This is a genomic window from Caulobacter segnis (assembly GCF_029543125.1).
GTDB classification, from domain to species: Bacteria; Pseudomonadota; Alphaproteobacteria; order Caulobacterales; family Caulobacteraceae; genus Caulobacter; species Caulobacter segnis_D.
In genome coordinates this window covers 118,040-144,216 of sequence record NZ_JARQWW010000002.1, presented here as the reverse complement: position 1 = coordinate 144,216, position 26,177 = coordinate 118,040, and the positions used below count along the sequence as shown (strand labels likewise).

The 26,177-nt window shown below is 67.6% G+C and carries 28 protein-coding genes and 1 tRNA gene; 20 read left to right on the top strand and 9 right to left on the bottom strand.

What is annotated here, in order from left to right; genetic code table 11:
* The first annotated feature begins 312 nt into the window (after positions 1-312).
* The 4 genes from P7B02_RS05485 (at position 313) to P7B02_RS05470 (ending at position 2,546) form a co-directional block, all read left to right on the top strand.
* Positions 313-1,080 (top strand): SDR family oxidoreductase, encoded by a 768-nt coding sequence (locus P7B02_RS05485; RefSeq protein ID WP_277785317.1) that lies wholly within the window; start codon positions 313-315, stop codon positions 1,078-1,080.
* A gap of 80 nt (positions 1,081-1,160) precedes the next feature.
* Positions 1,161-1,613, top strand: coding sequence for a GNAT family N-acetyltransferase (locus P7B02_RS05480; protein WP_277785316.1), 453 nt, complete (start codon positions 1,161-1,163; stop codon positions 1,611-1,613).
* A gap of 66 nt (positions 1,614-1,679) precedes the next feature.
* Complete coding sequence (locus tag P7B02_RS05475; protein ID WP_277785315.1) at positions 1,680-1,928, top strand: GlsB/YeaQ/YmgE family stress response membrane protein; 249 nt, start codon at positions 1,680-1,682, stop codon at positions 1,926-1,928.
* Between the two features lie 69 nt (positions 1,929-1,997).
* Positions 1,998-2,546 carry a methylated-DNA--[protein]-cysteine S-methyltransferase gene (locus P7B02_RS05470; RefSeq protein ID WP_277785314.1) on the top strand — a complete coding sequence of 183 codons (549 nt, stop codon included), beginning with the start codon at positions 1,998-2,000 and terminating at the stop codon, positions 2,544-2,546.
* Here P7B02_RS05470 and P7B02_RS05465 read toward each other — a convergent pair.
* Entirely contained in the window at positions 2,543-3,418 is an 876-nt protein-coding gene (locus tag P7B02_RS05465) for a LysR family transcriptional regulator (protein WP_277785313.1), read from the bottom strand. The genes P7B02_RS05470 and P7B02_RS05465 overlap by 4 nt on opposite strands.
* A gap of 130 nt (positions 3,419-3,548) precedes the next feature.
* Between P7B02_RS05465 and P7B02_RS05460 the strand changes: the two genes are divergently transcribed.
* A complete protein-coding gene (locus tag P7B02_RS05460; protein ID WP_277785312.1) occupies positions 3,549-4,718 on the top strand; it encodes an MFS transporter in 1,170 nt (389 codons plus the stop codon).
* A 37-nt stretch (positions 4,719-4,755) separates the two neighbouring features.
* Here the strand turns inward: P7B02_RS05460 and typA are convergent, their stop codons facing one another.
* Together typA and P7B02_RS05450 are read right to left on the bottom strand one after the other, a co-directional pair.
* Positions 4,756-6,588 carry a translational GTPase TypA gene (gene typA / locus P7B02_RS05455; protein ID WP_277785311.1) on the bottom strand — a complete coding sequence of 611 codons (1,833 nt, stop codon included), beginning with the start codon at positions 6,586-6,588 and terminating at the stop codon, positions 4,756-4,758.
* A 469-nt stretch (positions 6,589-7,057) separates the two neighbouring features.
* Complete coding sequence (locus P7B02_RS05450; protein ID WP_277785310.1) at positions 7,058-7,951, bottom strand: N-formylglutamate amidohydrolase; 894 nt, start codon at positions 7,949-7,951, stop codon at positions 7,058-7,060.
* 123 nt (positions 7,952-8,074) lie between these two features.
* On the opposite strand from P7B02_RS05450, the gene cpdR reads away from it, so the two are divergent.
* Together cpdR and P7B02_RS05440 are read left to right on the top strand one after the other, a co-directional pair.
* Positions 8,075-8,431, top strand: a complete 357-nt coding sequence (cpdR, locus tag P7B02_RS05445) for a cell cycle two-component system response regulator CpdR (RefSeq protein ID WP_277785309.1) — start codon at positions 8,075-8,077, stop codon at positions 8,429-8,431.
* 69 nt (positions 8,432-8,500) lie between these two features.
* A tRNA-Val gene (locus P7B02_RS05440) sits at positions 8,501-8,575 on the top strand.
* Positions 8,576-8,666: 91 nt separating this feature from the next.
* Here the strand turns inward: P7B02_RS05440 and P7B02_RS05435 are convergent.
* The 4 genes from P7B02_RS05435 to motA form a co-directional block, all read right to left on the bottom strand.
* Positions 8,667-9,008, bottom strand: coding sequence for a hypothetical protein (locus P7B02_RS05435; protein WP_277785308.1), 342 nt, complete (start codon positions 9,006-9,008; stop codon positions 8,667-8,669).
* A 116-nt stretch (positions 9,009-9,124) separates the two neighbouring features.
* Positions 9,125-10,909: an FAD-dependent 5-carboxymethylaminomethyl-2-thiouridine(34) oxidoreductase MnmC gene (gene mnmC / locus P7B02_RS05430; protein WP_277785307.1), complete on the bottom strand. Its 1,785-nt coding sequence runs from the start codon at positions 10,907-10,909 to the stop codon at positions 9,125-9,127.
* A 278-nt stretch (positions 10,910-11,187) separates the two neighbouring features.
* Positions 11,188-11,487: a hypothetical protein gene (locus P7B02_RS05425; RefSeq protein ID WP_277785306.1), complete on the bottom strand. Its 300-nt coding sequence runs from the start codon at positions 11,485-11,487 to the stop codon at positions 11,188-11,190.
* 104 nt (positions 11,488-11,591) lie between these two features.
* Positions 11,592-12,461: a flagellar motor stator protein MotA gene (gene motA / locus P7B02_RS05420; RefSeq protein ID WP_277785305.1), complete on the bottom strand. Its 870-nt coding sequence runs from the start codon at positions 12,459-12,461 to the stop codon at positions 11,592-11,594.
* 124 nt (positions 12,462-12,585) lie between these two features.
* Between motA and P7B02_RS05415 the strand changes: the two genes are divergently transcribed.
* Positions 12,586-13,887: an MFS transporter gene (locus tag P7B02_RS05415; protein ID WP_277785304.1), complete on the top strand. Its 1,302-nt coding sequence runs from the start codon at positions 12,586-12,588 to the stop codon at positions 13,885-13,887.
* 4 nt (positions 13,888-13,891) lie between these two features.
* Here the strand turns inward: P7B02_RS05415 and P7B02_RS05410 are convergent, their stop codons facing one another.
* Entirely contained in the window at positions 13,892-15,151 is a 1,260-nt protein-coding gene (locus tag P7B02_RS05410; RefSeq protein ID WP_277785303.1) for a lytic murein transglycosylase, read from the bottom strand.
* 194 nt (positions 15,152-15,345) lie between these two features.
* Here P7B02_RS05410 and ykgO point away from each other — a divergent pair, with 194 nt between their 5' ends.
* The 3 genes from ykgO (at position 15,346) to P7B02_RS05395 (ending at position 16,244) form a co-directional block, all read left to right on the top strand.
* Positions 15,346-15,471, top strand: coding sequence for a type B 50S ribosomal protein L36 (gene ykgO, locus P7B02_RS05405; RefSeq protein WP_099620601.1), 126 nt, complete (start codon positions 15,346-15,348; stop codon positions 15,469-15,471).
* A gap of 179 nt (positions 15,472-15,650) precedes the next feature.
* Entirely contained in the window at positions 15,651-15,917 is a 267-nt protein-coding gene (locus tag P7B02_RS05400) for a DUF2312 domain-containing protein (protein ID WP_269715837.1), read from the top strand.
* 9 nt (positions 15,918-15,926) lie between these two features.
* A complete protein-coding gene (locus tag P7B02_RS05395) occupies positions 15,927-16,244 on the top strand; it encodes a hypothetical protein (RefSeq protein WP_277785995.1) in 318 nt (105 codons plus the stop codon).
* Between the two features lie 129 nt (positions 16,245-16,373).
* On the opposite strand, the gene P7B02_RS05390 is transcribed toward P7B02_RS05395, so the two are convergent.
* Positions 16,374-17,822 carry a sigma-54-dependent transcriptional regulator gene (locus tag P7B02_RS05390; RefSeq protein WP_277785302.1) on the bottom strand — a complete coding sequence of 483 codons (1,449 nt, stop codon included), beginning with the start codon at positions 17,820-17,822 and terminating at the stop codon, positions 16,374-16,376.
* Positions 17,823-17,980: 158 nt separating this feature from the next.
* Here P7B02_RS05390 and P7B02_RS05385 point away from each other — a divergent pair, with 158 nt between their 5' ends.
* From P7B02_RS05385 to P7B02_RS05345, 9 genes are all read left to right on the top strand, one after another.
* Complete coding sequence (locus P7B02_RS05385; protein WP_277785301.1) at positions 17,981-18,952, top strand: alpha/beta hydrolase; 972 nt, start codon at positions 17,981-17,983, stop codon at positions 18,950-18,952.
* Positions 18,952-19,449: a GIY-YIG nuclease family protein gene (locus P7B02_RS19635; protein WP_347276638.1), complete on the top strand. Its 498-nt coding sequence runs from the start codon at positions 18,952-18,954 to the stop codon at positions 19,447-19,449. The genes P7B02_RS05385 and P7B02_RS19635 overlap by 1 nt, the downstream gene beginning before the upstream one ends.
* Positions 19,446-21,245, top strand: coding sequence for a M3 family oligoendopeptidase (locus P7B02_RS05375; RefSeq protein WP_277785300.1), 1,800 nt, complete (start codon positions 19,446-19,448; stop codon positions 21,243-21,245). Before P7B02_RS19635 ends, P7B02_RS05375 begins: the two co-directional genes overlap by 4 nt.
* Positions 21,246-21,397: 152 nt before the next feature.
* Complete coding sequence (locus P7B02_RS05370; protein WP_277785299.1) at positions 21,398-21,862, top strand: PaaI family thioesterase; 465 nt, start codon at positions 21,398-21,400, stop codon at positions 21,860-21,862.
* On the top strand, positions 21,855-22,799 hold the full coding sequence (locus tag P7B02_RS05365) for an alpha/beta fold hydrolase (protein ID WP_277785298.1): 945 nt from the start codon (positions 21,855-21,857) through the stop codon (positions 22,797-22,799). Before P7B02_RS05370 ends, P7B02_RS05365 begins: the two co-directional genes overlap by 8 nt.
* 59 nt (positions 22,800-22,858) lie before the next feature.
* Positions 22,859-23,083: an aa3-type cytochrome c oxidase subunit IV gene (locus tag P7B02_RS05360; protein WP_277785297.1), complete on the top strand. Its 225-nt coding sequence runs from the start codon at positions 22,859-22,861 to the stop codon at positions 23,081-23,083.
* A gap of 113 nt (positions 23,084-23,196) precedes the next feature.
* Positions 23,197-24,330, top strand: a complete 1,134-nt coding sequence (locus P7B02_RS05355) for a Re/Si-specific NAD(P)(+) transhydrogenase subunit alpha (protein ID WP_277785296.1) — start codon at positions 23,197-23,199, stop codon at positions 24,328-24,330.
* Between the two features lie 69 nt (positions 24,331-24,399).
* Positions 24,400-24,726, top strand: a complete 327-nt coding sequence (locus P7B02_RS05350) for an NAD(P) transhydrogenase subunit alpha (RefSeq protein WP_277785295.1) — start codon at positions 24,400-24,402, stop codon at positions 24,724-24,726.
* Positions 24,727-24,748: 22 nt separating this feature from the next.
* Entirely contained in the window at positions 24,749-26,167 is a 1,419-nt protein-coding gene (locus P7B02_RS05345) for an NAD(P)(+) transhydrogenase (Re/Si-specific) subunit beta (protein ID WP_277785294.1), read from the top strand.
* Positions 26,168-26,177: the final 10 nt, after the last annotated feature.

The window sequence follows — 26,177 nt, the reverse complement described above, 5'->3', positions numbered from 1 at the left end:
GCGTGAGGGGGTTACTCACGCGGTCCGGGGCTGGGAACGCTGATCCCACCCGCCCGTCGGAGGCTTCGTCGGCTAAGCGCTAAGAGCGCTGCCTACCGACAGCTCCCGGATAACGGCTCGCGCGGAGCGGAACGACCTGCGTCGAACCCGGCACTCCAAAACACACATCGCCTGACAAAGGTCAGGCCGCTCCGCCGCCCTTCCAACCTCTCGGGAATTTCCCCAGGGGGTGATTTCGCGCGCCGCTTGACCCAGCGTCCATCTCCCCGCAGGTTGCCGCTCAATCAAACAAGCGTTTAAGGGAGCGCGTCCATGGCCCACCTCTTCGACCTGACCGGCAAGGTTGCGATCATCACCGGCTCCTCGCGCGGCATCGGCAAGGCCATCGCCGAGCGCATGGCCGAGCAGGGGGCCAAGGTCGTCATCTCCTCGCGCAAGGCCGGCCCCTGCGAAGAGGTCGCCGAGGCGCTGAACGCCGCCCACGGCGCCGGGACCGCCGTCGCCATCCCCGCCAACATCTCCTCCAAGGAGGATCTGCAGCGCCTGGCGGACGAGACCCGCAAGGCCTTTGGCAAGATCGACGTGCTGGTCTGCAACGCCGCGACCAATCCCTATTACGGCCCCATGGGCGGGATCGAGGACGACCAGTTCCGCAAGATCTTCGAGAACAACGTCCTGGCCAATCACTGGCTGATCGGCATGGTCGCGCCCGAGATGCGCCAGCGTAAGGACGGGGTGATCATCGTGGTGTCGTCCATCGGCGGCCTGCGCGGCTCGCCGATCATCGGGGCCTACAACGTCTCCAAGGCGGCGGACTTCCAGCTCGCCCGCAACTACGCCCACGAGTTTGGCCCCGACAATGTGCGGGTGAACTGCATCGCCCCTGGCCTGATCCGCACCGACTTCGCCAAGGCCCTGTGGGAGAACCCCGACACCCTGCGCCGCGCCACTGAGGGCGTGCCCCTGCGCCGTATCGGAGAGCCGGACGAGATCGCCGGCGCGGCGGTGTTCCTCGCCTCGGCGGCGGGCAACTTCGTCACCGGCCAGGCCATCGTCTGCGACGGCGGGGCGACGATCTAATTCTTCTCCTGCCCCGTAGCGAAGCCTACGGGGGAGGAGAGGCTCTTGTCCGGCGCGCCCTCAAAGCGCAAACACCACCCATGCAGATCGTCGAATTCGAGCCCCGTCACGCCGAGGCCTGGCGCGTCCTCAACGAGGCCTGGCTGACCAAGTTCTTCGTCATCGAGGCGAAGGACCGGCTGGTGCTCGACAATCCTGGTCCCGCCATTCTCGACAAGGGCGGCCGCATCTTCATGGCCGAGGCCGACGGCGAGACCGTGGGGTGCGTCGCCCTGATCCCCATGGAGGACGGCGGCTACGAGGTCGGCAAGATGGCCGTGGACGAGCGGATGCAGGGCAAGGGCTATGCCCGCAAGCTCATGGAGGCCTGCATCCACAAGGCTCGCGAACTGGGCGCGCCGCGTCTCTATCTGGAAAGCAGCTCTCACCTCACCCCGGCTCTGACTCTCTACGAGTCGGTGGGGTTCGTGCATCTGCCGCCGTCCTCGTCGCCCTATGTTCGGGCCGACGTCTGGATGGAGATGAAGCTCTAGCCGCAACCTTGACCGCAGCTCGCGCATTCCTGCCTCGGGTTTCAGGAAACGCGGGAGCGAACTCCAATGAGCGGCGTAGGCATCATCGGCGCGATCATCATCGGCATTCTGGCCGGCTGGATCGCCGAACAGGTCATGAAGCGCGAGCACGGCCTGCTGACCAACCTGATCGTGGGTCTGGTCGGCTCCTTCCTCGGCGCCTTCATCGCCAACGTGCTGGGCATCAGCTGGGGTGGCTGGATCGGCAGCCTAGTGATCTCCACCCTCGGCGCCATCGTGCTGCTGGCGCTTCTGGGACTCTTCCGTCGCCGCTAGGCGCTACGGAGTCCGAAAACCGCAACTTGCGGGCGGAAACGGACGGGCGAGGGGTGTAGGCTCCTCGTTATGTCCGGCATCGCCTACGCCTTCTTCGACACCGACATCGGCCGCTGCGCGATCGCGTGGGGCGACGGCGGCATCAAGGGGCTGCGCCTGCCGGACGACGATCCCGCCTACGCCTTGCGCCGTCTTTTGAACCGGTTTCCAGATGCGGAGGAGGTCGCTCCGCCGCCACGCATCCAGGCGGTGATCGACGACATCGTGCGCCTGATGCGGGGCGAGAAGGTGGACCTGTCCGCCGCCCCGCTCGATATGTCCGACGTGCCGGAATTCCACCGCCGCATCTACGCCGTCGCCATGCGAATCCAGCCGGGCCAGATCCGCACCTATGGCGACATCGCCCGCGACTTGGGAGACATCACGTTATCCCGCGCCGTCGGCCAGGCCATGGGGGCCAACCCGTTTCCCATCGTCATGCCCTGCCACCGCGTCATGGCGGCGGGCGGCAAGCTGGGCGGTTTCTCCGCCCCCGGCGGCTCCAACACCAAGCTCAAGATGCTGGTCATCGAAGGCGGCAAGCCCGACGCCGGACCGCAGGGCGACCTGTTCGGCTAGAAGCGGACTTCCTGCGCCAGGAAGTCGATGAACGCCCGCACCCGCGCCGGCAGGCGGCCGTCCTGGCCGATGAAGACGGCGAACACCTCCTCGGTGTCGCCGGGATTCAGGTCTTCGAGAATCGGAACCAGCCGACCGGCGGCGATGTCGCGCCCCACATGGAAATGCGCCAGCCGCGCCACGCCCGCTCCAGCCAGGGTGAGCTGCCGCAGGGACTCCCCGTCGCTGATCCGCAGGTTTCCGGCCACCGGCGTGCTGACATTCCCCCCCTCGCCGTCGAGGAAAGGCCATCCGCTGAGGATGCGGCTGAAGTTGAAGGCCAGCAGATTGTGCTCCTCCAGCTCCGCCAGGGTCTTCGGCGTGCCATGGCGGGCGAGATAGTCGGGCGAGGCGACCACCGACAGCCGGCTGGTCCCCAGCTTGCGCGCGATCAACTGCGACTCACGCAAGGGTCCGGTGCGGATCGCCACGTCCGCCCGCTCCTGCATCAGGTCCACCACCACATGGTCGATCAGGGTGATGTCGAGCTGCACCTCCGGATAAGCGGCCAGGAAGCGGGGAACCAGGGGCAGCAGGTAATGATGGCCGAAGGGGATGTTGCAGTTCACCCGCACGCGGCCGCGCGGAACGGCTCCCACGCCTGCTTCGCGTTCGGCCTCGGCGATGTCGGCCAGCACCTTCACCGCCCGCTGGAAGAAAGCGTCGCCCTCCGCCGTCAGTTGCAGGCTGCGGGTGGAGCGGTTGATCAGCCGCGCGCCCAGGCGGGCCTCCAGCCGGCTCATCAGCTTGCTCACCGCCGACGGCGTCATGCCCAGGCTGCGCGCGGCGGCGGAAAAACCGCCCAGCTCAACCACCCGGGCGAAGACCTCCATCTCTCCGGAGCGATTCAGGTCCTGCCGCGCCATGGTGAATTGAACTCACAGATGGTTTTCCGACCGGCAATCTAGTTCACAAACACCAACGGCTCCACCTGCGCTCGACTTGCTGTTTCAGGAGGCCGCCGTGCCCATAGCTCTCTTCGCCCTGACCGCCGGCGCCTTCGGCATCGGGGTCACTGAATTCGTCATCATGGGCCTGCTCCTGCAGGTCTCCGCCGACCTCGGCGTCAGCATCTCGCAGGCAGGGCTGCTGATCTCCGGCTACGCCTTCGGAGTTTTCCTGGGCGCGCCGCTGCTGACCATCGCCACCCGCCGCATGCCGCGAAAGGCGGTGCTGATCGCCCTGATGATCATCTTCACCCTCGGCAACATCGCCTGCGCGGTCGCCCCGTCCTACGGCCTGCTGATGGCCGCGCGGATCCTGACCTCCCTGGCCCATGGCACCTTCTTCGGCGTCGGGGCGGTGGTGGCCACCAGTTTGGTGCCGCCGGAACGCAAGGCTTCGGCCATCTCGATCATGTTCACGGGCCTGACCATCGCCACCCTGATGGGCGTGCCGTTCGGCGCTTGGCTGGGTCTGCAATTCGGCTGGCGCTCCACCTTCTGGGCGGTGGCCGCCATCGGTCTGGTCGCCGCCGTGGTGCTGGCGGTCTTCGTCCCCGCCGACAAGGAAAAGCCCCAGCCCGGGCCGCTGAAGGAGGAATTCGCCGTCCTCGCCCGGCCGCAGGTCCTGCTTGGCCTGCTGATGACCGTGATGGGCTTCGCGGGCGTGTTCGCGGTCTTCACCTACATCCAGCCGATCCTGACCCGCATCACCGGTTTCTCGGAGGCGGCTGTCTCGCCGATCCTGCTGGTGTTCGGCGGCGGGCTGGCGGTGGGCAATCTGCTGGGCGGCCGCTGGGCGGACAAGCGGCTGATGCAGGCTCTGATGGGGACGCTGGCCTTGCTGGCGGTGATGCTGGTCGCCCTGACCTTCGCCTTCCAGGCCAAGATTCCCGCCGTGCTGTTCACCGGCCTGTTCGGGATCGCCGCCTTCGCTACGGTCGCGCCCCTGCAGCTTCGGGTGCTGGAGCAGGCGGGCGGGGCGGGCCAGAGCCTGGCCTCGAGCCTCAACATCGGGGCCTTCAACCTGGGCAACGCCTTCGGCGCCTGGCTGGGCGGGACGGTGATCGACCATGGCCCGGGCCTGGGCGCGGTCACCTGGGTCTCGGCCCTGGTTCCCCTGGCCGGCCTGCTGGTCGCCTGGTGGAGCGTGGCGCTTGAGCGCCGCTCTCCCGCTCCGGCCATGGCCTGAACGAAAAAGGCCCCGGCTTTCGCCGGGGCCTTTGATCTTAGTCGTCCTTGGCGCGACGCTTGCGGAAGGACGGGTTCAGCACCTGCTTGCGCAGGCGGATCGACTTCGGCGTCACCTCGACCAGCTCATCGCTCTCGATATAGGCGATGGCCTGCTCCAGCGACGGACGGCGCGGCGGGGTCAGGCGCACGGCCTCGTCCTTGCCCGAGGCGCGGACGTTGGTCAGCTGCTTGCCCTTGATCGGGTTCACGTCCAGGTCGTCCGAACGCGAGTTCTCGCCGATGATCATGCCCAGATAGGTCTTCTCGCCGGCGCCGACGAACATCACGCCGCGCTCTTCCAGGTTCCACAGGGCGTAAGCCGCCGTGTCGCCGTCGGAGTTGGAGACCAGCACGCCCTTCGGGCGGCCTTCGATCGGGCCCTTGTACGGCTCATAGTGGCTGAACACGCGGTTCAGCACGCCCGAACCACGCGTATCGGTCAGGAACTCGCCCTGGTAGCCGATCAGCGAACGCGACGGGCAGGCCAGCTGGATGCGGGTCTTGCCGGCGCCCGACGGACCCATGTCCTTCAGCTCGGCCTTGCGAGTCGACAGCTTCTCGATGACCACGCCGGTGAACTCGTCGTCCACGTCGATGACCACGTCTTCGATCGGCTCCAGACGCTCGCCGTTCTCGCCGGTCTGATAGACCACGCGCGGACGCGAGATCGACAGCTCGAAGCCTTCGCGGCGCATGTTCTCGATCAGCACGCCGAGCTGCAGTTCGCCGCGGCCGGCGACTTCATAGGCGTCGGCGCCCGGGGTCTCGCTCACGCGGATGGCGACGTTGGCCTCGGCTTCCTTCAGCAGGCGGTCGCGGATGACGCGGCTTTGGACCTTGTCGCCTTCGCGGCCGGCCAGCGGGCTGTCATTCACGCCCACGGTCATGGAGATGGTCGGCGGATCGATCGGCTGGGCGTCCAGCGGCTCCATCACTTCCAGGGCGCACAGGGTGTCGGCCACGGTGGCCTTGGACATGCCCGCGATGGCGACGATGTCGCCGGCTTCCGAGCCTTCGTCCAGCGGCTGGCGCTTCAGGCCGCGGAAGGCCAGCACCTTGGTGATGCGGCCTTGCTCGATCTGCTTGCCGTCGCGGTCCAGGGCCTTGATGGCCATGCCGGGGACGGCCTTGCCGCTCTCGATGCGGCCCGTGAGGATGCGGCCCAGGAACGGATCGCTCTCGATCAGCACGTTCAGGATGCGGAACGGCTTGTCCTTGTTCTCGGCCACGGCCGGCGGCGGAACGTGGTCGACGATCAGGTCGAACAGCGGCGCGAGGGTGTCGGACTTCTCGTTCAGGTCCATCGTCGCCCAGCCGTTGCGGCCCGAGGCGTAGATGTGCGGGAAGTCGAGCTGCTCCGGCGTAGCGCCGATGGCTTCGAACAGGTCGATCGTCTCCAGGTGGACCCGGTCCGGATCGGCGTGCGGGCGGTCGACCTTGTTGATGCAGAGGATCGGGCGCAGGCCCATCTTCAGCGCCTTGGTCAGCACGAACTTGGTCTGGGGCATGACGCCCTCTTCGGCGTCCACCAGGATGACGCAGCCGTCCACCATGCCCAGGATCCGCTCCACCTCGCCGCCGAAGTCGGCGTGGCCGGGCGTGTCGATGATGTTGATGCGGGTCTCGCCGGCCTTGCCGTTCCACATGACGGACGTGCACTTGGCGAGGATGGTGATGCCGCGCTCGCGCTCCTGGTCATTGGAGTCCATCGCGCGCTCGGTCGTCGCCTCGTTGGCTCGGAACACGCCGGACTGGGCAAGCAGCTGATCGACCAGAGTCGTCTTGCCATGGTCGACGTGCGCGATGATGGCGATGTTTCGCATAGACATAAGAGTGCGGACTTTCGGGAGCGCGGATTGGGAGAAGGCGCGGGCTTCTACCTGAAAGCGCGGAGATACGCCAGTGCAGCGCCCAAGGCCATGACAGCGCTGTCTATTGCAATGCCACCGGTGTCATCGAGAAAGCGCTTATTTTTCAGGCTCTTCCGTTGACTGCTGCAGATTTGAGCAAATGCTGCGGTGCAGCAAAAACCTTGGATTCCAATGGGAGAACGGAACTGCAGAGATACCCATTGATACGTAAGGGTTTCTGAAAGTGTCCGAAGAATTTTCTGCATTCGAGTGCAAAAAAGCGCTTGATGCTTTGTGCGCCGCACCCTATAAACATCCTTGTGAGGCGGCGCTGTCGCCTCTGCCCTTCCTGGGCGTTTCCTCCCTAATGAACTGCGGCGCCGTTTGGCGCCGCTTTTTTTTGGTCTGAGGCCCAGCCTGGAGGCGATAAGCAGCGAAATTGCGGCGTTTAGCGCAGTTTCGACCAGTCCGTGGCCGCCACGGCCTCCGTCAGCCGGCCGATGTCGCGACGCAGGCGTTTCAGCCCGTCCGTGGCCGTCAGGGTCTTCTCGTCCATATAGAGCGCGCGACTCAGCTCGATCTGCAGCGCATGGGTCCGCAGGTGCGGCCGGCCATAGTGCTCGGTGGTCCAGCCGCCGGCATAGGGCGCGTTGCGCGCCACCCGGTAGCCCAGGGCGATGAGCGTCTTCTCCGCCAGGCGGGTCAGCTCCGGCGCGCAGGACGATCCGTACCGGTCGCCCAGGACGATGTCGGTAGGCTTGGCCCCCTTCACAGGGCTCCCTGCGGCGGCCGAGGGCATGGAGTGCCAGTCGATCAGCACCGCCACCCCGTGTGTCGCCCGCGCCTCGGCCAGCAGTTGGCCCAGGGCGTCGTGATACGGGCCGTGAGCGGTTTCGATCCGCCGCTTGGCCTCGGCGAAGCTCAGCTTGCGCGAATAGATTTCGCGGCCTTCCGCCACCACGCGGGCGATGGAGCCCAGGCCCGCCGCCACGCGCGCCGATCGGCCGCGGGCGAATTCCGGCAGTTCGTCCTCGAACATGCCGGGGTCCAGCTCCCAGGCCTCGCGGTTCAGGTCCACATAGGCCCGGGCGAAGGTGGCCTGGATCACCGCCGCGCCCTTGGCCGGAGCCGGGGCGATCAGTTCGTCCACGAAGGCGTCCTCGGACACCCGGATGTCGTGCGGCCCCAGGGCCGAGGCGGCCATCATCTCGTCCGGATAGACCCGGCCGGAGTGGGGCGAGGCGAAGACAACCGGCGTCGGCGGCGGCGATCCCGCGCGCAGCACCTCGAACGGCGCCGTGGGCGGCCCGTTCTCGTCTGCGGTCAGGGGCGCCGTGCTCAAGGTTCGTCCGCGTCCGTTAAGGTTAAAGAGTCGCAGGCCTGTGGATAGCCGCCGGGCTTTATGGGCGATTTACGGACCGTGGCCTAGAATAGCCTACGAATCTCTCATCGAGCTCATAAACCCATGCCCAAGATCCTGCTCGCCGAAGACGACGACTCCCTGCGCGGCTTTCTCGCCCGCGCTCTGGAGCGCGCCGGCTACGAAGTCACCGCCTGCGCCGACGGCGAGGAGGCGGTCACCCATCTCGGCGAAAACTGGGACCTGCTGCTGACCGACATCGTCATGCCCGGCATGGACGGAATCGAGGTCGCCCGCCAGGCCGCCGCCCGCCAGCCGGACATGCGCATCATGTTCATCACCGGCTTCGCCGCCGTGGCCCTGGCCGCCGCTGACCGAACGCCGGCTGGCGCCAAGGTCCTGTCCAAGCCGATCCACCTGCGCGAAATCGTGGGCGAGGTCGAACGGATGATGGCGGCTTAAAACACGCTTGCCACGACAAAAGGCGGGGGCTATATCCCCCGCCTCCCGCAGCCTTTTGGTTGCTCCGGCGGACGCGTAGCTCAGCGGGAGAGCACCTCGTTGACATCGAGGGGGTCACAGGTTCAATCCCTGTCGCGTCCACCATTCTCTCCTATGCAGAAGACCGCTGACGCTGGCCTCGAGGGCGCTATAGGCCCTGGCTTCAGCACACGCTCCCTACAAGGCAGATGACGCCCTAGGCCGCCGCGGTCTCGATTGAGGCGCGCATCCGCTCGGCCACCTCGCCCAGGGTGATGGTGGCCAGGGCGGCGTTCACGTCCAGGCCGGTGTCCTGGCCCAGGGTCTGGGACAGCTTGTGGGTGAAGTCGGCCATGGCGGTGATCCGCTGGGCCAGCATGTCCACCGTGTGCAGTTCCTGCATCACCGCCATGCGGCCTTCCGGCGGCGTGGCCTCCAGGATGCGGCCCAGGGCGTCATCCAGGTGGCAGCACGACTGGGAGGCGATGGCCATCTCCGCGGTCAGGGCCTTCAGAATGGCGCTGACGGTGTCGGTGGTGATTTGCGGCGTCGCGGACATTGGCCTTACCCCAGAAAGGCGGTGATCGAATCGAGCCTCACCATAGGGCACGGAGAACAACCATTGTCTTAACCGCGCGCCTCACGCCTGCGACAAAATCGCGTGTCGTCAGTGGGTTACGGGCGTCTCGCCGCGAACCGCCCTGGGTTGACCGCCGCCGCCAGCTCGCGCGGCAAAGGCGAGGGCGCGCCGACGATCAGCGCCGCCAGATGCTCAGCCAGCAGCGGCGCGGCGCAGAACCCGCGCGACCCCATGCCGGTCAAAAGATAGAGCCCATCGCCCACCGCTCCGGCGGAGGGCAGTCGGTCCGGCGTGGTCGCCCGGACGGCGGCGCGTGATTGCAGCGGCACGCCGGTCAGACGCTCGGCCAGGCGCGGCGCGCGGGCGGCCAGGACGGCCAGATTGCGGGCGTCGTCCTCGGTGCGCCGCGCCTCGTCCGTCACGTCGCGGTCGTGGGTGGCGCCGAACAGCACGCCGCCCTCTCGCGTCGGGATCACATAGCCGCCGAAGGCCGCCGCCGCTGGGGCCGGAACCGCGTCGGTGAAGCTGGCCTGCCCCCGCACCGGCTGCAACGGCGTCTCCGGCAGGAGGGTTTGGCACCCCATGCCCGCCGCCAGGATCACCGCATCCGACGTCAGGATCTCTCCACCCTCGGCGTCCAGCAGCCGCCAGCCGTCGCCGGATCGCTCCAACGCCGAAACCTCGGTCTGGATGACTTCCCCGGCCCAGGCCGCCAGGGCGGCGGCCGGCTGGATGACCAAGGCCTCCTCCAGCCTCAGCGCGCCGGGCGCCTCCGCCTCGCCCAGCACCGCCGCTGTCGCATCGCCGTCCAGCCGCGTCATCGCACTGGGCTCGAACAGCGGGGAGGCGGCGATGCGGTCGAAACGCGGGCTGTCCTTCTCCTTGGCCTCCAGTTGCAGCACGCCCTTGGCGATCACCGCGCCGGGGATGGCCTCATAGAGCGCCGCCGCCCGCCGCATGGCCTGGGCGAACAGGCGGCCCGCCGGGCCGTCGCCGGCGTCCAGCCGGGGCGTGACCAGAGCCGCCGGATTGCCAGACGCCGCGCCGCCCAGACCGCGTGGATCGACGATGACCGCCTCGCCGCCCAGCGCCCGGACAGCCTGCGCCGCCGAGGCGCCGGCGATCCCGCCGCCGATGACCGCGACGCGAGAGCGCGCCTTTCGGCCCTCGGCCATCCCCGTTGGCAGATACGCCTCCAGCCGCTCGCGCTTGCGGCCATAGCCCGGCTTCTTCTCCACCGTGAAGTCCGCCGCCGTCAGGCCGCGCCGCACCTGTCCCGCCACGGTGAAGGTCGCGGCTCGCGCGCCGGGGGCGGACCGCTGCGCCACCAGGGCCAGGACCTCATCGCTCCACATGGCGGGGTTCAGGGCGGGGGAGAAGCCGTCCAGGAACCAGGCGTCGGCCATGCCGCTCCAACTCGCCAGCGCCGCCGCGGCGTCCATGACGGCCAAGTCCAGCACGGCCCTGAACTCCGGCAGCTCCACGCGATGAAAGCCCGCCGCCTGGCCTGGCCAGCGGTCGATCAGGGCCTGCGACGCCTCGGCGATGCGCGGCCAGCGCGACAGGGCGCGGGCGGCTTCCTCCGCCGTGATCGGGTGCGCCTCGATGGAGAAGATGTGCAACCGCCCATCCGCCGGCCGCTCCCGCCGCCACAGATCCAGCAGGGCGGCAATGTTCAGCCCGGTGCCGAAACCCAGCTCCCCCACTACGAACCGGTCGCGGCCGCGCCAACCGTCGGGCAGGCCGCAGCCCTGCAGGAACACCGCCTCGGTCTCGGCCAGCCCGTCGTCGCTGGAGAAATAGACGTCGCCATACAGCCGCGAGGCCGGCAGGCCGTCGTCGCGCCAGGATAGGGGAGAGGAAGCGGATTTTTCGGTCATTTCACGCCCGGCTTTTAAACTACGGACGCCGCAAACGCCTATGGCGTCACGGATTCATGGTGAATTCGCCCTTAACCATGATAGCGTCTCCGCAATCCTGTTTAGGGGCGGGAGTAGGACGTGAACTTATCTCTGGCGATTTTGGTCATGCTGGGCTTCGCCGCCCTGATCGCATGGCCGAGCATTGAGCCGCATGCGCGGCGTTGGCTTCGATTGCAAAGGCGCTCCAGACGCGCGCGCCTGGAGCGTATCGAGGACCTGTAGTCTAGCTTGAAGGCCTAGTGAGCCTTTTCGTCGGCGTGAGGCTTCTCCTCCGCCGGCTTTTCAGCCGTGGCCGGAGCATCGGCCGGGGCTGCGGCGTCGGCGGGCGCGTCCGACGGCGCGGCCACGGTGCTGGCGTCCTCGGCGGCGGCTCGGGCGGCGGCGGCGGCTTCCTCGGTGGTGGTGCCGGCCGGCTGCTGCGTGGCCGAATGGCTTTCGCCGCCTTCGGAAGTCTCCGACTTGCCGCAGGCCGACAGGCCCAGGGCGGCCGCGACGGCGCCGGCCATGGCCAGCTTGCGGATCAGTTCGGTGGTCATGGACGTCTGCCCCTGTCTGTTATGACTTGCGGCGACGATTGCGCCGTTCGACAGGCCGCGCAAGTTAGAGACTCTTAATGCGCGGCCAGCGCCCGTGAGCGCTCTTAAGCCTCGGTCGGCAGGGCCTGCAGGGCGGCTTCCAGCTCCAGGAAGCTGGGCTGGGCGGAAGTCGGGATGTCGCCGCGGCCGATCTCCACGGAGATCTGGGCGGCGTTGCCGTGCAGATGTGCCACCAGTACCGACTGGATGATCTTGTAGAATGCGCCTTCCTCCTCGATCACGTCCTTCATGCGGGCCGCGAACGGACCCACCAGGCCATAGGCCAAGAACACGCCGAGGAAGGTGCCGACCAGGGCGCCGCCGATCATGCCGCCCAGGACGGCCGGCGGCTCGGTGATCGAGCCCATGGTCTTGATGACCCCCAGAACGGCGGCCACGATGCCCAGGGCTGGCAGGGCGTCGGCCATGTTCTGCAGGGCGTGCGACGGGGCCAGCGCCTCGTGGTGGTGCTTCTCCAGCTGCTTCTCCATCGCGTCCTCGACCTGGTGGGGGTCCTCCAGGTTCATGGTCATCATGCGCAGCGTGTCGCAGATGAAGTCGATGGCGAAGTGGTCCTTCATCAGCTTCGGGTAACGCGAGAAGATGGTGCTGTCGGCCGGCTTCTCGATGTGCGCCTCCAGGGCGATAACGCCCTTGGACTTCATCGTCTTGGTCAGCTGGAACAGCAGGCTCAGCAGGTCGCGATAGTCGGCCGGCTTCCACTTGGGACCGGAGAACACCTTGGCCATGCCGCCGCCGACGCCCTTGATCACGGTCATCGAGTTGGAGATCAGGAACGCGGCCACGCCGGCGCCGCCGATGGCCATCATCTCGTGGGGCAGGGCGTGCATGATCACGTCCATCTTGCCGCCGGAGATGATGTAGCTGCCGAAGACCAGCGCGAACAGCAGGACGATGCCGATGATCTGGAACATGGGTGGGGGACGCCTTTGGGCCGGATTTCAGGCGCTCAACATGCCGATTAATGCTTAATCCAAGGTGAGCGGGCCTCAGGCCGCCATTGCGCGACCCCGGGGAAGCGGCCTAACAACCGTTCGCATGAACGAACAGAAGCTGCCCAAACGCATCTTCGCTCTGCTGTTCTCGGCCTCGATCGTGGTCGCGATCGGCAATACCGGTCTGCTTTCCGTGCTTCCCGCCATTGGCCGCCAGATCGGCATTCCCGATCCCATGGTGGCGGCGATCTTCTCGCTTTCGGCCCTGCTATGGGCCGTGGGATCGCCCTTCTGGGCGCGGCAGTCGGACATCTGGGGCCGCAAGCCCATGATTTTGCTGGGTCTTGGCGGCTTCACCCTGTCCATGACCCTGTGCGGCCTGGTGGTCACCGCCGGCCTGCATCACTGGGCGCCGGTCATGGCGATCTTCGTCATGTTCCTGCTGGCGCGGGCGATCTTCGGCATGATCGGCTCGGCCTCGAACCCCGCCATCCAGGCCTATGTGGCCGAGCGCACCGGGCGCGGCGAGAGGACGCAGGCCATGGCCGGTCTGGCCAGCGCCTTTGGTCTCGGCACCATCGTCGGTCCGGCCCTAGCGCCGCTGTTCGTCCTGCCGATCGTCACCCTGGCGGGGCCGCTCTACGGCTTCGCCCTGCTGGCCTTCATCGCCTTGCTGGCGGTGCTCAAGTACCTGCCCAATGACGAGCCCAAGCCCGTCGCCAAGCGCGAGAAGAAGCCCTTCAGCCTGTTCGCCCGCTCGGGCGAGGCGCCCCTGTGGCGCGATCCGCGCCTGCTGCCCTTCCTGATCTTCGGCTTCATGGCCGCCCTGTGCCAGACGGTGCAGACCCAGACCCTGGGCTTCATGATCATCGACAAGCTGCACGTCTCGCCGTTGCAGGCCCAGGGCTTCACCGCCGTGGCCATGATGGCGGGGGCGGCGGCGGGCCTGCTGGCCCAGTGGTCGCTGATCCGCATGTTCAACATGTCGCCGCGCGACCTGATGCGCTGGGGCGTGGCCCTGGCCTGCGGGGCCAACCTCGTCACCGCCTTCGCCCCCACCTACAGCGTGGTGGTCATCGCCTTCGCTGTGGCCAGTCTGGGCTACGGCTTCCTGCGCCCGGGCTTCACGGCCGGGGCCTCGCTGTCGGTGCATATGCATGAGCAGGCGCGGGCCGCCGGCGCCATCGGGGCGATCAACGGCCTGAACGTGATCTTCGCCCCATTCTTCGTCTGGCTGTACGAGGCGGTGCATCCCGCCCCGTTCCTGCTCAACGCGGTGATCCTGGGCGGGCTTCTGGCCTACGCCCTCAAGAACGCGGTGCTGCGCGAGGCGGGCTCCAAGGCCCCGCCGGAGGACGAGGCCACCCTCGCCATGTTGGAGCGCAGCGACGAGGGCGGGGTCTAGCGCCTCACCGGGGCGGCGGGGGAACCGCGACGCCGAAGTTCGCGGCCGCCTGCAGTCGGCGCACCATGTCCGCCGACAGATAGCCGTCCGCCGGCACGCCCGCCGTCTTTTGCCAGGCGCGCAGGGCCTTGCGGGTGCCGGCCCCGATCACCCCGTCCGGCGCGCCCGGATCGAAGCCCAGGTTCGACAGCGCCACCTGCGCCGCCTGACGGTCGGCCAGGGACATGGGCGCCTCCACCGGCCACGGGGTGCGCAGCGGGCCATCCCCGCCCATGCGGTCGGCCAGCAGACCGATGCCCAGGGCGTAGGAGGTGGAGTTGTTGTACTTGCGGATGGCGTAGTGGTTGGGCAGCGCCAGGAAGGCCGGCCCCGCCGCGCCCGCCGGCAATAGCAGATTGGCGTCCGCCGCCGAATCCGCGGCGCTGAACGCCAAGCCGTCGGCCCGGCGCACGCCCTGCGACAGCCATTGCCTTACCGGGATCCGGGCTTCTTCCGTCTGGCCGTAATCGAAGTCCTCGGGCAGCACGACCTCCCGCGCCCAGCCCACGCCGCGTTGCCAGCCGCCCTTGGCCAGCAGGCTGGCGGCCGAGGCCAGGGCGTCGGCGTCCGAGCCCCAGATGTCGCGCTTGCCGTCGCCGTCCTCGTCGACCGCCACGTTCAGATAGTTGCTGGGCAGGAACTGGGTCTGGCCCATGGCGCCCGCCCAGGAGCCCTTCAGCCGCTCGCGCGTCACCTCGCCCGAGGCGATGATCTTCAGGCAGGCGTAAAGCTCGCCCTCGGCCCAGGACCGGCGACGCCCCTGCGCCGCCAGGGTCGCCAGGGAGCGGACCACATCCTTGGTCCCCTGGATCTTGCCGAAGGCCGATTCCATGGCCCAGACGCCGACGAGAATCTCCTTCGGCACGCCGAAGCGCTGCTCCACATGCGGCAGGAAGCCCAGGGTCTGCAGCTTGCCCCGCCCGATGGAGACGCGCTCGTCGCTGACCACCCCGCGCAGATAGTCGCTGACCGGGCGCGAGAATTCCGGTTGCTTGGCGTCTGAGCTGGAGACGCCGGGATCGGGCGTCAGGTCCGCCAGTTGCGCCTGCAGAAGCTGCGCCGGCCAGCCGGCCTGGACCGAGCGGTCATAGAAGTCCGTCCGCCAGGCGTCGAACACCGGATCGCCGGATGCGGCGAAGGACGCGCTCTGCGAGCGGGCGGAGTTGAGAGACAGGCCGGTCCCGGCGAGAGCGGCGGCGGAAAAGACGAACGAACGACGAAGCATGCGGAAGAGGCTAGCGGCTTCGCGGCAAATCCTTCAATCACAAGGACGACAGCGCGCCGCCGAAGTCCCGCCGCAATTGACTCCCGGCCAATGTCCGCCTATACGCCCGCCCTCTGGATTTAACCGGGAAGCCTCGTCAGCGCCTTTCGCTGCGCGGCGGCGTTCCCCGCAGTAACAACAAGACGGTCGAGATCATGAAGGTTCGTAGCTCGCTCAAGTCGCTGAAGTCGCGTCACCGCGATTGCAAGCTGGTCCGCCGCAAGGGCCGCATCTACGTGATCAACAAGACCGATCCGCGCTTCAAAGCCAAGCAAGGCTAAGAAAGCCGCCATCGGCGCTTCGACGCGCCGAGCGCAGAATTCGACTGAGAACCGGCCGGCGACGGCCGGTTCTTTTCGTTTGTCCGGACGGCGGCGAATCGGACCTGTTGTGGGCTGCTCGCCGCGCGACTATGGTCCGCCGCCTTCCGACGACTTCTGACTTATGAGAGCATCCCTCCATGGCCGACGACTCCGCTTCCGTTGACGTTCTGAACTCCACCGCTCAGGGCCAGCTGAAGAGCATCATCGATCGCATCGAGCGCCTTGAGGTCGAGAAGGCCGAGGTCGCCGAGCAGATCAAGGAAGTCTACGCCGAGGCCAAGGGCAACGGCTTCGACGTGAAGATCCTGCGCAAGGTCGTCCGCCTGCTGAAGCAGGATCGCGCCAAGCGTCAGGAAGAGGAAGCCATCCTCGACCTCTATCTGTCCGCCCTCGGCGGGCTGTAAGGACGGGCTCTGAAGCGCAAGCTTCCAGACCGGTACGAGGCGGCGAGACGGGCCGCCCTCAACGCTTTGAAGCGCGCCCGCCGCACCGCCGACAAGGCGGGCGTCGAACTTTCCGAATGGGAAGGTGAGTTTCTCGGTTCCGTGACGGACCGGGTGAAGACCTATGGCCGGGCCTTCGGCGATCCCGAAAAGGGCGCGCCGGGCCAGGCCCTGTCGGCCATGCAGGCGATCAAGCTGAAGGAGATCGCCGCCAAGGCCAAGGGCGAGAAGCCCAAGGCCGCGAAGGCCGCCAGAACATTTCGCCGTAAGAGGCCGTCTGACGACTAGCGCGTTCGGTCGCGCCCAGGCGGCGGCCCAGCTCGTAGATCTCGGCCATGGGCACCGACATCGGCGGACGCGGGATGTCCAGCTCGGCGTCGAACATCGGGCGCGGGGTGGGGCGGCGGATGGTCATGCTCACGACGCTTTCACCAGCTCTTCCAGGCCCTGCTCGCGCACCTTGCGGTACAGGGTGGAGCGGCCGATGCCGAGGCGGCGGGCCACCTCGCTCATGTGGCCGGCATAGACCTCGATGGCGTGCTGGATCAGATCGCGTTCGATCTCCTCCAGGGTCCGCAGATGTCCGCGCCCGTCCAGGATGCGCACCGGCTGCTCGCCCACCGGCGCGGCGGCGATGGCCTCGGCCAGGATCGACGGAACCTGGGCGGGGGCGGCCTCCGGCGGGGGAACCGAAACGCCCGAAATGGCGGGGAAGTCGTGAAGTTGCAGGTACGGCGCGTCCGACAGCACGATGGCGCGGTACACGGTGTTCTCAAGCTGGCGCACGTTGCCGGGCCAGTCGAAGCTGCTCAGGCAGGCCAGGGCCTCCGGCGCGCAGCCGATGACGCTCTTGCCTTCCTCCACGTTGAAGCGGCGCACGAAGGCGTCGATCAGGGCGGGGATGTCTTCGCGACGGTCGCGCAGGGACGGGGCCTCCACCGGAAAGACGTTCAGGCGATAGAACAGGTCCTCGCGGAACCGGCCCTCGGCCACGGCCGTGGCCAGGTCGCGGTTGGTGGCTGAGACGATGCGCACGTCCACCTTCACCGACCGCTTGGAGCCGATGGGGTCGATCTCGCCCTCTTGAAGCGCGCGCAGCAGCTTGACCTGCATGTCCAGCGGCAGCTCGCCCACCTCGTCCAGGAACAGGGTGCCGCCGTCGGCCTCCTTGAACTTGCCCGAATGTTGGGCCGAGGCCCCGGTGAAGCTGCCCTTCTCGTGGCCGAACAGGATCGACTCCACGAGGTTCTCAGGGATAGCGCCGCAGTTCACGGCCACGAACGGCTTGCCGGCGCGGTCGGACCCGCCATGCACGGCGCGGGCGATCAGCTCCTTGCCGACGCCGCTTTCGCCGGTGACCAGGATCGGGATGGCGGACTTCGCCGCCCGCGCGCCCATGCGCTTGACCAGGGTCATGGCCGGACCGTCGCCGATCAGGTCGTCGAAGGTGGTGCGGTTGCTGGCCCGCTTTGAGAGTCTGTCCACCTCGCCCTTCAAGGCGCCGATGGACAGGGCGTTGCGGATCGACACGATGATCCGCTCGGGGGACGCCGGTTTGATGAAGAAGTCGGTGGCTCCCGCCTGCATGGCCTTGACCACGGTGTCGACGCCGCCCGTGGCGGTCAGGACGATCACCGGCTGGACAAAGCCGCGCTGGCGGATCTGCACCAGGGTGTCCTGGCCCGTCATGCCCGGCATGACGAGATCGAGCAGAACGACATCGGCGCTCTTGCCGCCGATCAGGTGACCGAGGGCCTCATCACCGTTTTCCGCATGCGCGACGGCGAAGCCCTCGCGTTCGAGAACCGCCTGAATGAGCCGACGCTGAGTCGGATCGTCGTCGACGACGAGAACCGTCTTGGTCATCTTGAAGACACCTACCTGTATCGGCCTCCGCCTGCCCGAGAGTGCGGGGGAGGAAGCTCGTTGTGGTTCGTATTGATACAGGTGACGGGTAAAGGCGTGGTTTCGGAGACCTGAGTCTTGAGTTAACGAGCCTGACGGTTGGTGGGGAATTGGAAACCATGATCTCGAGAATTCGCACGCTCTTCTTCGGCCTTGCCGCCGTCCTCTATTCAGGAGCCGCCATGGCCGCGCCCATCGACCCGCTCGCCGACCCGTCCTTCGAGAAAGTCGCCGTCTGGCCGGGCTCGCCTCCCGGCGGCCTGAACGCCACCGCCAAGGCGAAGATCACCGAGCGCAGCCAGGACGTCACCGTCATCCGCGACCGCTACATCGAGCAGGTGGAGCGCCCCGACATGGTGGTCTTCAAGCCGAAGACCCCGAACGGAACCTCCCTGCTGATGGCGCCGGGCGGCGGCTACATCCGCGTGGTCATGGATAAGGAAGGCTACGAGACGGCCGAGCGTTTCGCCGCCGCCGGGGTCACCGTCTATGTGATGACCTACCGCCTGCCGGGCGATAATTGGGCCGCCGGCCCGGATGTGGTTCTGCAGGACATGCAGCGCGCCCTGCGCCTCGTGCGCCAGCGCGCGACAAAGGACGGCCTCGATCCGAAGAAGGTCGGCGTCATCGGCTTCTCCGCTGGCGGCCACGCGGCGGGCTCCCTGACCTTCCGTTTCGACGAGGCGGTCTACAAGCCTGTGGACGCCGCCGACCAGCTTTCGGCCCGGCCTGATTTCTCGGTCCTCATGTACCCGGTCGCCACCATGGCCGATCCCTTCGTCCACGCCGGCTCGCGCACCCAGCTCCTGGGCAAGGAGCCGACCTCGCGCCTGATCGAGAAATACTCCCTGGAGAAGGAGGTCCGCCCCGACGCCCCACCGGTGATCTTCATCCACGCCGCCGACGACGCCTCGGTCCCGGTGGAGAACAGCCTCCAGGTCTTCGCCGCCCTCAAGGCCGCCAAGGTCCCTGCCGAGATGCACATCTACGAAGAAGGCGGCCACGGCTTCGGCCTGCGTGCGGTGAAGGACAAGCCGGTTGAGGCCTGGCCGGATGCGGTGCTGAACTGGATGAAGCGCAAGGGGTTCTGATGGCGAGCCGCTTCGCCTGCATCGCCGTCTATCTGATGACGGACCGCAAGCGTGGCACGCTCTACGTCGGGGTGACCAGCGACCTGCCCCGACGCATTTACGAACACCTCGAAGGTGTCCGGGCCAGCTTCACCAAACGGTACGGTCTCAAGACGCTCGTCTGGTACGAAGTCCACGACGAGATGGCGCAGGCGCTTCAGCGGGAGAAATCGCTCAAGCGCTGGCCGCGCGATTGGAAGATCAACCTGATTGAGCGGGATAACCCCGACTGGATCGACCTCTATCCGACACTCGTTTTGAACCAATCTCTCAACCGCCTCCCTGGGCCTTGTGCCCAGGGTCCCTGTGTCCGCTGGCGCTGTGCGCGACAGGTTAGCTCTGAGGTGACTGAACCAGGGACCCTCGCCACAAGGGCGAGGGAGGCGAACTTTTTTGAGCGGTCGAAGCCCGCGCCTTCCTATATTCGCTCTCTGACTTCCTCCGAGACCACCCGATGAACGCTCCTGTCCGCACCCCGAAGACCGACATTCCGCAATGGCGCCTCGACGACCTGTACGTCGGGCGTGACGATCCCCGGATCGAAGCGGACCTCGCCGCCGCCTCCGCCGCCAACAACAGGCTGGTGGCGCTGAAGGGCGCCTTCGTGGCCGCTCGCGCCGAGCCGGCCAAGCTGGGCGCCCTGATTGACGAGGGGCTGGGCTACTACGAGGACGCCACCAATGCCCTGTGGGGCGTCGGGGCCTATGCCTCGCTCGCCGCCTCCACCGCCCGCGACGACGCCGGCTGGTCGAAGTTCGAGGCCGACGTCCGCGCCAAGGCCGCCGCCATCGGCGCCGAGAGCCTGTTCTTCACCCTGGAGCTGAACGAGCTCGAGGACGCCGAGCTCGACGCCGCGCTCAAGGCCCATCCCGCCGCCGCCAAGTGGACGCCGTGGCTGCGCCGCCTGCGCCTGTCGCGGCCGCACGAGCTGTCGGCGGAGCTGGAGCATCTGCTGGTCGACCGCGCCCCCGCCGTCGGCAACTGGGTGCGTCTGTGGGATGAGACCCTGGCCCGCCTGACCGCCAAGGTCGGCCGCGAGACCCTGACTCTGCCCGAGGCGCTGAACCGCCTCACCGACCCCTCCGTCGCCAACCGCAAGGCCGCCGCCAACGGCCTGGCCAAGGCGCTGGAGGAGCGCGTCTCCACCCAGGCACTGGTGCTCAACACCCTGGCCTTCGAGAAGCAGGTCGAGGACCGCTGGCGCAACTACGCCACTCCCGCCCAGTCGCGCCACCTGGCCAACGAGGTCGACGCCGAGTCGGTGGCGGCGCTGGAGGCGGCGGTGGTCGAATCCTACCCCTCCATCAGCCACCGCTATTACGCGCTGAAAGCCCGGGCCATGGGCCGCAAGACCCTGGACTACTGGGACCGCAACGCGCCTCTGGATGCGGCCACGCCACGCCAGTACGGCTGGGACGAGGCCAAGCGTCTGGTGCTGGAAAGCTTCCAGGACCTCGCCCCCAAGTTCGCCGATGTGGCCCGCACCTTCTTCGCCCAGCCGTGGATCGACGCCGCCCCGCGTCCGGGCAAGCAGTCCGGCGCCTATTCGCATCCGGTCTCGGCCAACCGCCACCCCTATGTCTTCATGAACTACATGGGCGAGCGGCGGGACGTCCTGACCCTGGCGCACGAGCTAGGCCACGCCGTCCACCAGACCCTGTGCTCGCCGCTGGGCACTTTGCTGGCTGACACGCCCCTGACCCTGGCCGAGACCGCGTCGATCTTCGGCGAAGGCCTGGTGTTCGAACGCCTGCTGGCCGAGGCGTCCAAGGCGGACCGCATGGCGCTTCTTGCGGGCAAGATCGAGGACGGGCTCAACACCGTCGTCCGCCAGATCGCCTTCCATCGCTTCGAGGCGCGCTTCCACGACGCCCGCCTGCAGGGCGAACTGGCGCCGGATCAGATCGCCGGCCTGTGGCTGGAGACCATGGCCGAAAGCCTCGGCCCGGCCGTGAAGCTGAACCCCGGCTACGAGCACTACTGGGCCTATGTCAGCCACTTCGCCCACGCGCCGTTCTACGTCTACGCCTACGCCTTCGGGGACCTGCTGGTGCGCGGCCTGATGGCCAAGCGGGCGGAGAACCCGACGGCCTTCGCCCCGCTGTACGAGGACCTGCTCGCCGCCGGCGGGACCAAGACCTACGTGGAGGCCCTGGCCCCCTTCGGCCTCGATCCTCGCCAGAAAGCCTTTTGGGCCGCCGGCTGCTCGCAGCTTGAGAAGCTGGTCGACGAGTTCGACGAACTGGTGGGCTAGAACGGCTCAATCCTCCCCCTCTGGGGGAGGTGTCCCAAAGGGACGGAGGGGGCTTCGCCTGAGCACGCCCCTCCACCGCTTCGCGGTCCCCCTCCCCCAGAGGGGGAGGATTACCCTTCCCACCGCCCTCAAACGCTTGTTAGAATCATCGCATGTCCGATGACCTGACAGAGGCCCAGGCGGCCGTGATCCCGGAAGGCTATCGCCAGCTCAACTGGTCGCGCGGCTTCGGGGTGCAGATCGGCCCGCTGTTCGAGCGGGGCGGGGAGCGCTCGCTGCTGGCCTTCCGCGTGGAGCAGCACCACACCAACGGCCTCGGCAACTGCCACGGCGGCATGTTGATGAGCTTCGCCGACATGGCCTGGGGGCGGATCATCTCCATCGAGCGGTCCAGCCGCTGGGTGACCGTTCGTCTGACCTGCGACTTCCTCTCCGGCGCCCAGCTGGGCGACTGGGTGGAGGGTGAGAGCGAGCTGATCTCCGAGGTCGAGGGCCTGTTCACCGTGCGCGGCCGCATCTGGTGCGGCGACCGCACCCTGATGACCGGCTCCGGCGTGTTCAAATCCCTGGGCGCGCGCGACCCGCGTCCGGGCGAGAAAGCGTTCAAGAATGGCTGACGAAGCGCCCTTGCCGCCCGAGCTCGGCACGCCCCTGGCGCCCTTTACGGGCGAGAAGCCGCCAGCCCCCGAATGGTTCGACGCCACAATCGCCCGCGAGCCGGAGCGTTCGACGGTGCAGGTCGACGGCGCGGCCATCGAACTGCTCACCTGGGGCGAGGTGGGCAAGCCCGGCTTGATGTTCCTGCACGGCAACGGCGCTCACGCCGACTGGTGGAGCTTCATCGCCCCCTTCTTCGCCGACGAGTGGCGGGTGGCCGCCATTTCCTGGTCGGGCATGGGCGGGTCTGACTGGCGGGAGAAGTACGACGGCGACCAGTTCGTTCGCGAGGCCTTCGCCGCCGCCGAGGCCGCAGGTCTCTACGCCGACGGCGGCAAGCCGGTTTTCGTGGGCCATTCCTTCGGCTCCTATCCGACCATGCTGGCGGCGGCCAAGGGTGGCGACCGCCTGCGCGCGGCGGTCAGCGTCGATTCACCGATCCGCCCGCCCAGCCGCGAATGGAAGGGCCCCCCATCCCGCAGCGGCCCGAACCGCATCTACGCCACCCTGACCGACGCCCTGGCCCGCTTCCGCCTGGCGCCACCGCAGCCGTGCGAGAACCTCTACATCGTCGACTTCATCGCCCGCCGCTCCGTGCGCGAGGTCGAGGGCGGCCTGACCTGGAAGTTCGACCCAAACCTGTGGAAGCACTTCAGCTTCAACGAGCGTCCCGGCCGCCCGAAATGCCCCAGCGCCTTCATGTGGGGCCAGAACTCCGCCCTGATCGATCCGGAGGTGCTGGAGTACATGCACAGCCTGGTCGCGCCGGGCACGCCGATGATCGAGCTGCCGCAGGCGCATCACCATGTGATGCTCGACCAGCCGTTGGCCTTCGTCAGCGCCCTTCGGGGCCTGCTCGCCGGCTGGCCGCGAAACGCCGCACAGACCCGAGCTTGAGCCGGGCGGCGCGGCGTTGTATCTGCCGACCAACTCAAGTTTCCACGCAAGGGCGAGACATGGCCGAGTATCACCGCGGTGAGATGGATATCCAGGAACAGGCGTCGACCTTCCACGCCTTCAACCTGATGACGAAGTGGGGCTCGTTGGCTCTCTCCGTCCTGCTGACCATGCTGACCCTGTGGTTCTGCACCGGCGCTGGTTTCCTCGGCGGCCTGATCGCCGGTGTGGTCCTGGCTGCGGCCGGGATTTTCTTCCTTCGCGAAAAGCCTCAGCAACACTAACGGCTGTTCGAGAATAATTTTGCGCGAGCCGAGCTGATCGGCTCGACAAAGGGCAAGTTCTTCCCCTACACGGGCTGCAACCATAGGGCAGTCCGTAGAGGGGGAGGCGCTGCATGGCCGTCATCGCGGTCACTAAAGAACGTCGTGCGGGCGAGACCCGCGTCGCGGCCACACCCGAAAGCATCAAGAAGCTTATCGCCGCCGGCTTCGCCGTGACGGTGGAGGAGGGCGCGGGTCTTTCGGCCGCCATTCCCGATTCCGAATACGCCGCCGCAGGCGCCAAGCTGGCCAAGACGGCCAAGGCCGCCGCGGGCGAGGCCGACATCCTGTTCAAGGTGCGTGGCCCCGAGGCCGACGAGATCGCCGCGCTCAAGGCCGGCGCCCTGGTCGTGGCCCTGCTCAATCCCCACCAGGACAAGACCACCCTGGACGCCCTGGCCAAGAAGGGCGCGACCGCCATCGCCATGGAGTTCATCCCGCGCATCACGCGGGCCCAGGTGATGGACGCCCTGTCGTCCCAGGCCAACCTGGCCGGCTATCGCGCCGTGATCGAGGGGGCCCATGTCTATGGCAAGGCCCTGCCGATGATGATGACCGCCGCCGGCACCGTCGCCGCGGCCAAGGTGTTCATCATGGGCGTCGGCGTCGCCGGCCTTCAGGCCATCGCTACGGCCCGGCGTCTGGGCGCGGTGGTCACCGCCACCGACGTCCGTCCCGCCACCAAGGAACAGGTGGAATCCCTGGGCGCCAAGTTCCTCGCCGTCGAGGACGAGGAGTTCAAGAACGCCCAGACCGCCGGTGGATACGCCAAGGAGATGTCCAAAGAGTACCAGGCCAAGCAGGCCGAGCTGGTCTCAGGCCACATCGCCAAGCAGGACATTGTCATCACCACGGCCCTGATCCCGGGCCGTCCGGCGCCGCGCCTCGTCACCGCCGCCCAGGTCGCCTCAATGCGCCCCGGCTCGGTGCTGATCGACCTGGCCATCGAGCAGGGCGGCAATGTCGAGGGCGCCAAGCTGGGCGAGATCGTCGAGACGGCCAATGGGGCCAAGATCGTCGGCATCGCCAACCTGCCCGGCCGCATCGCCGCCGACGCCAGCGCGCTCTATTCGCGCAACCTCTTGTCCCTGTCGGCCCTGCTGCTGAACAAGGAAGGCGCCTACGCCCCGAACTTCGAGGACGAGATCCTCAAGGCCGCCGTCGTCACCCAGGGCGGCGCCGTCGTCCATCCGGCCCTCAAGGCCTAGCAACACAGTCCGTCATCCTGAGCGCGCCGCAGGCGCAGTCGAAGGACGCACAAAGGAAGGCTTGAGACCATGGAAGCCGTCGACCCCACCATCTTCCGCCTGGCGATCTTCGTGCTCGCCATCTTCGTTGGCTACTACGTGGTGTGGAGCGTCACGCCCGCCCTGCACACGCCGCTTATGGCGGTGACCAACGCCATCTCGTCCGTGATCATCGTCGGCGCGCTTCTGGCCGCCGCCGCGCATGGGGCGGGGGCGCAGGACGCCGAGACGGCGGCCAATGTCTGGATCTCGAAGGGGGCCGGCGCCGTCGCCGCCGGCTTCGCCGCCGTGAACATCTTCGGCGGCTTCCTGGTCACCCAGCGGATGCTGGCCATGTACAAAAAGAAGCAGAAGTAAGCGCGGGACCGGGGGACATCACATGAACGCCAATCTCGCCGCCATCCTGTACCTCGTCTCCGGGGTGCTGTTCATCCTGGCCCTGCGCGGGCTCTCCAGCCCCGAGACCAGCCGCAAGGGAAACACCTACGGCATGGTCGGCATGGCCATCGCGGTCGCCACCGTCATGGCCACCCTGTGGACGCAGGGTGCGCTCGACCTGATCACCATCGGCCTGATCATCGCCGGCGTCGCTGTCGGCGGCGGGATCGGGGCCGTCATCGCCCGCAAGGTGCCGATGACCTCGATGCCGCAGCTGGTCGCCGCCTTCCACTCGCTGGTCGGCATGGCCGCCTGCCTCGTGGCCGTGGCCGCCATCTACACCCCGGCCGCCTACGGCATCGTCGACGCCTCGGGGCACGTCCACATCAACAGCCTGATCGAGCTGTCCCTGGGCCTGGCCATCGGCGCGATCACCTTCACCGGCTCGGTCATCGCCTTCGCCAAGCTGAACGGCAACATGGGCGGCGCGCCCATCCTGCTGCCGGCCCGGCACCTGCTGAACATCCTGATCGCCGCCGGCATCGTCGCCCTGATCGTGGTGCTGGTCGCCACCGGCGGCGAGGCCAAGTGGGCCTTCTGGGGCATCTTCGCCCTCAGCCTGCTGATCGGCGTCACCCTGATCATCCCCATCGGCGGCGCCGACATGCCCGTCGTGGTGTCGATGCTGAACAGCTATTCCGGCTGGGCGGCGGCGGCCCTAGGCTTCACGCTGGAGAACACCACCCTGATCATCACCGGGGCCTTGGTCGGCTCCTCGGGCGCGATCCTGTCCTACATCATGTGCAAGGGCATGAACCGCAGCTTCGTCTCGGTGATCCTGGGCGGCTTCGGCGCTGACGCGGCGGCGGCCGGCGCGGGCGGCAAGGTCGAGACGCGTCCCGTGAAACAGGGCTCGGCCGACGACGCGGCCTTCATCATGAAAAACGCCAGCAAGGTGATCATCGTCCCGGGCTACGGCATGGCCGTGTCCCAGGCCCAGCACGCCCTGCGCGAAATGGCCGACAAGCTGAAGGAGGAGGGGGTCGAGGTGAAATACGCCATCCACCCCGTCGCCGGCCGCATGCCCGGCCACATGAACGTCCTGCTGGCCGAGGCCAACGTGCCCTATGACGAGGTATTCGAGCTGGAGGACATCAATTCGGAGTTCTCCACCGCCGACGTGGCCTTCGTCATCGGGGCCAACGACGTGACCAACCCGGCCGCCAAGACCGACCCCACCAGCGCCATCTTCGGCATGCCGATCCTGGACGTGGAGAAGGCCCGCACGGTCCTGTTCGTCAAACGCGGCATGGCCTCCGGCTATGCGGGCGTCGAGAACGAGCTGTTCTTCCGCGACAACACCATGATGCTCTTCGCCGACGCCAAGAAGATGGTCGAAGGCATCGTGAAGGGGCTGTGAGTCACGAAAC